Origin of the sequence: Crocosphaera sp. Alani8 (assembly GCF_038442745.1) — a bacterium.
GTDB lineage: Bacteria > Cyanobacteriota > Cyanobacteriia > Cyanobacteriales > Microcystaceae > Crocosphaera.
Genome location: NZ_JARVCN010000319.1, coordinates 1 through 3694, shown reverse-complemented (window position 1 = coordinate 3694; position 3694 = coordinate 1). Strand labels below are relative to the sequence as shown.

Below are 3694 nucleotides of genomic sequence, written 5' to 3'. Positions count from 1 at the left end.
AAGAGTTTTAGCCATCGTTCCTCATATCAACTTTTCTTGGTGCAAGATGTGAGTCATCCTCACAAGGACAAGGCAAAACATCGCCAACCCTTGCAGACATAGTTAACCAGCATCAAGTCATTAAATTAGCGGAACTAAAAAAAGAAATTGAACTGGTCAAAGAGATTCAGACCCGCTTACATAGTTTAAATCTCTATAGTTATACTCCTAGTGATCCTGATGGACTTTGGGGACCGAGAACTGAACAAGGAATTGAAGAATTTTGTCAGTCTGTTCACCTTAATTGTATGGAAACGGGTTTATTTGGTGCGTCTTTTGCAGAAGCTTTATTAAAGGCAAAATCCGTTAATGAACCAGGTGCCTACGGAGTTCCTTTATGGTGGCATGGCGGCAATAAAGTGCAAGTAGCTCAAGCCGTTGCTAAAGAATCTCATAACCAAGGAATTAGCGACAGAAATCAGATTTGTTATATCATGGCAACCATTCAACATGAGACGGCTGATACATTTCGTCCCATTGCAGAATATGGTGGTTCTCATCGTCGCTATGCACCTTATTACGGACGGGGATATGTGCAACTCACCTGGAAATATAACTATGAAAAATATGGCAAGATGCTTCATCTTGATTTAGTGACTCATCCTGATGAAGTAATGCAGCCGGATGTTTCCCTTTTTATAATTGTTAATGGCATGAAAAATGGGGTTTTTACAGGTAAAAAACTCAGTGATTACATTGAAGGAAATAGAGTTGGATTTGTGGATGCTAGACGCATTATTAATGGGTTGGATCGGGCAGAATTAATTGCTAGTTATGCAAGAGAATGGCAAAAGACAACCTTGTTTTAGGTTCTGATTAGCAAATATTTTAGAAACTCTAATTATTATCATGCTACGTAGATTTTATTTAATCTTTACCAACAAATTAAGTAATAATTAATCGTGAAAAACCAAATTTTCAAAAAATCTTGCAATATGCAAAACGTTCGCAACTCTCCTACTTAATGAGCGATTTAGGATTATATTTGAGCCAAAGTATTGATTGGTTATCTCCTAATCTAACAGTTAATTTACAGATTAAAAATTTCCCTAAATCTCAAATTAATACCATCATTAAAGTTGATGAGAATAATCAATGTCAATGGATTGCTATTCGTGGCACAGATAACCTAGAAAACTGGATACTTGACTTTGATTACATTGAACATCGATTTGATACACGAGAACCGAATAAAGATCCTTTAATTATGAACTTTCATTCAGGATTTTATAAAGGAACAATTGGTATTTATGAGGATATTATAAGCAACCAAAACCTTAGCCCTTCTTATGCAACTCATATTACAGGACATAGTTTAGGGGGAGCAGTTGCCGCTATTCTCATGATTTTACTATATCATGATGGCTATTCTATTGATCAATGTGTAACCTTTGGACAACCTAAAGTAACTGATGCAAAAGGGGCAAAAAGATGTGAAGATTTACCATTACTTAGAATTATCGATGAAAAAGATATTGTCCCCTCTTTACCCCCTAATACTTTATTGAATTTAACCAAAGGGAAATACGAACACTTTGCCTCAGAAATCATTCTACATTCTGGTTATTACGACTATCATCTACACCATCAAGCCTTTCGGGCAACGGATAGTTTCTGGTCGCATTTGTGGCAAGCGATCTCCCTTGATGATGTAAGCTCTTTTCCAAGTAATATTGAAGATCATTATATGAGTAATTATCTTTTGAACCTCTTAAGTAATATGGAAAATTCTGATTTTCAACTAAAAAGTATTCTCGAAAAATAGGACATCTAATGTTAATTTTTATTATCAATAACTCTATTTTAAAAATGGGTGTTTAAAGGGGATTTGATATTAGTAAAATTTTAAGAATTCAGGAATAGGAATTGGGAACTAGAAAAATGACGAAAGAAACTAACGACGAGATCATCTATGATGATATCCAACAAATCTTAATTAATATCTGTCGAGATGCTTCTCCAGAGGTAGAAGAAGAAGTTATGTATCTTGTCGAAACAATTGAGCGCATTAGATTTTTAGATAGGCAAAAAAAAATCAACATCACGTATTTGCTAAATGATCTTAAGCTGTTAAGCATTTAAATTTCCAGAGCGATCTAGGCCAGTCAAGGGGTTTAGCTTTCAAAATGCGCGGTTTAAATGCTTAACAGCTTAGTATTTTAGATGAAATAGATACGGCTTTGAAGTTCGCTGAAACAATGACATGGAAAGGAAAACATCCTGTGGTCAAATTAATTACGGAAACTTATGAAAAAGCGATGTCAGAAATTGAGAAACAAATTCAAGGCTTAAGCAACTCCACAAATGAAAATTTCCCAGATTTAGGCCGATGGTTCATTGATATTTATTATCATCCTGTCTAAGTTTTAATTCAGAGCGGTAATTTTAAAAAGTCAATTAACTTTAAATCTATTTGACTAAAAAAAAATGAGAATAGATGAGTTTGCTATGTTTATTTTACTGTTTAGCTGAATTTAATTAATTCTCTTTAGCCCTTGTTTTTTTAAAATTAGTCCTTTTTTGCTAAAGCTCTTTTTTCTTTTCATTTGGAATAATTTATTCTCTGGAAGTACCTAGATGAAATTTTTGGACAGTCCATGCTTTCCAAACGAAAAGCCGTGTTTGCTGGCTCTCTTGACGACATGAAAACTGCATGAAAAAACTTAAAGCTTGTAGCCTAATTTGCATCAGCCTAGCTAGATTCGTCTGTAACCTTGAGATAGTGGATTTTATAGTCCTTATTCAGTTAATCCTAATTAGGTAAGACAAAAATGACTCTCCTAAGATAAGGTTTGATTCAGATACTGTTTGATAATTACTATCTCAAGCCGATGAGGCAAAACATCATTTAGACTAGAGCCAAAATATCATGATGAGTTTGATTAAAGAAACGCCTTCTGGAAATAGAAGGAAGAGAATTCAGAGCTTTTTTGTCAGATTTTAAGGAAACTTTTTTGTCTTCAATCTTCTTAATAACCTTAGCCGGACATAGCCTTTCTTTTTGGTTGAGGAAATTCCCACTATGCACCAATAAACCCTTAATTATTTGAGTATGTTGAGAGACTAAAAACCCATCAAATTTTCCTAGCAAACCGTCTAATGCTTGTACTCGAACATCATCACTTATTGCTAATTCTCCAGGGAGCAGATTTTCTTTTTCCACTATCATATAAGGCATCACTTGTTCTGGGAATGGATATGACCATGACATTAAGACATCACTCGCATAGTTAATATTGTTCCAGGGCCCATAAACCATTTCTTGTTCCCAATATTCATTTTTAATAGAGTAAGTCTCGCAATAGGGTTTCATTCCCATCAAATCTTTTTGAGTACAATTAATATTGATGAATTGGGGTGTTGTTGAGCTAATATAATCGATTGGGACTAAATATTTCTCAAATCCAAATAACCCTGAGAGTTCAACAACTATGTAACTGACAACCATGGTTTTTGGCTTGACTATTATACGCCTCAATTGGCCTATATGTCCTTCTTCACCCATTACTTGAGCCTTGAAAGTTAGCTCAAAAAGGGAATCTTCCTGTTTTTCTTGGGGCTCATTGATTGGTTTTGGAGTTAATGTATTTGTTTTCACAGTTTTATCGTATCTTCTCAAAAAGCCAGGGGTCACTCGCTGCGAAAACTTAGGCCA

The 3694-nt window shown here is 34.7% G+C and carries 4 protein-coding genes and 1 pseudogene; 4 read left to right on the top strand and 1 reads right to left on the bottom strand.

Features of this window, described 5'->3' with window-relative positions; genetic code table 11:
- The first annotated feature begins 287 nt into the window (after positions 1–287).
- The 4 genes and pseudogenes from P9B04_RS16920 to P9B04_RS16905 all read left to right on the top strand — a co-directional run.
- Positions 288–848 (top strand): glycoside hydrolase family 19 protein, encoded by a 561-nt coding sequence (locus P9B04_RS16920; RefSeq protein ID WP_342056152.1) that lies wholly within the window; start codon positions 288–290, stop codon positions 846–848.
- Between the two features lie 155 nt (positions 849–1003).
- Entirely contained in the window at positions 1004–1804 is an 801-nt protein-coding gene (locus P9B04_RS16915) for a lipase family protein (protein ID WP_342056151.1), read from the top strand.
- Positions 1805–1920: 116 nt separating this feature from the next.
- Complete coding sequence (locus P9B04_RS16910) at positions 1921–2121, top strand: hypothetical protein (RefSeq protein ID WP_342056150.1); 201 nt, start codon at positions 1921–1923, stop codon at positions 2119–2121.
- A gap of 71 nt (positions 2122–2192) precedes the next feature.
- Positions 2193–2402, top strand: a pseudogene (locus P9B04_RS16905) (ISAzo13-like element ISMae28 family transposase); the annotation flags it as partial.
- A gap of 485 nt (positions 2403–2887) precedes the next feature.
- Here P9B04_RS16905 and P9B04_RS16900 read toward each other — a convergent pair.
- Positions 2888–3658 carry a hypothetical protein gene (locus P9B04_RS16900; protein WP_342056149.1) on the bottom strand — a complete coding sequence of 257 codons (771 nt, stop codon included), beginning with the start codon at positions 3656–3658 and terminating at the stop codon, positions 2888–2890.
- Between the last annotated feature and the right edge of the window lie 36 nt (positions 3659–3694).

What these genes read in the sequence shown, in the direction of transcription:
- P9B04_RS16920 (WP_342056152.1), top strand. Translation starts at nt 288, where the DNA reads ATGGAAACGGGTTTATTTGGTGCGTCTTTTGCAGAAGCTTTATTAAAG.
- P9B04_RS16915 (WP_342056151.1), top strand. Translation starts at nt 1,004, where the DNA reads ATGAGCGATTTAGGATTATATTTGAGCCAAAGTATTGATTGGTTATCT.
- P9B04_RS16910 (WP_342056150.1), top strand. Translation starts at nt 1,921, where the DNA reads ATGACGAAAGAAACTAACGACGAGATCATCTATGATGATATCCAACAA.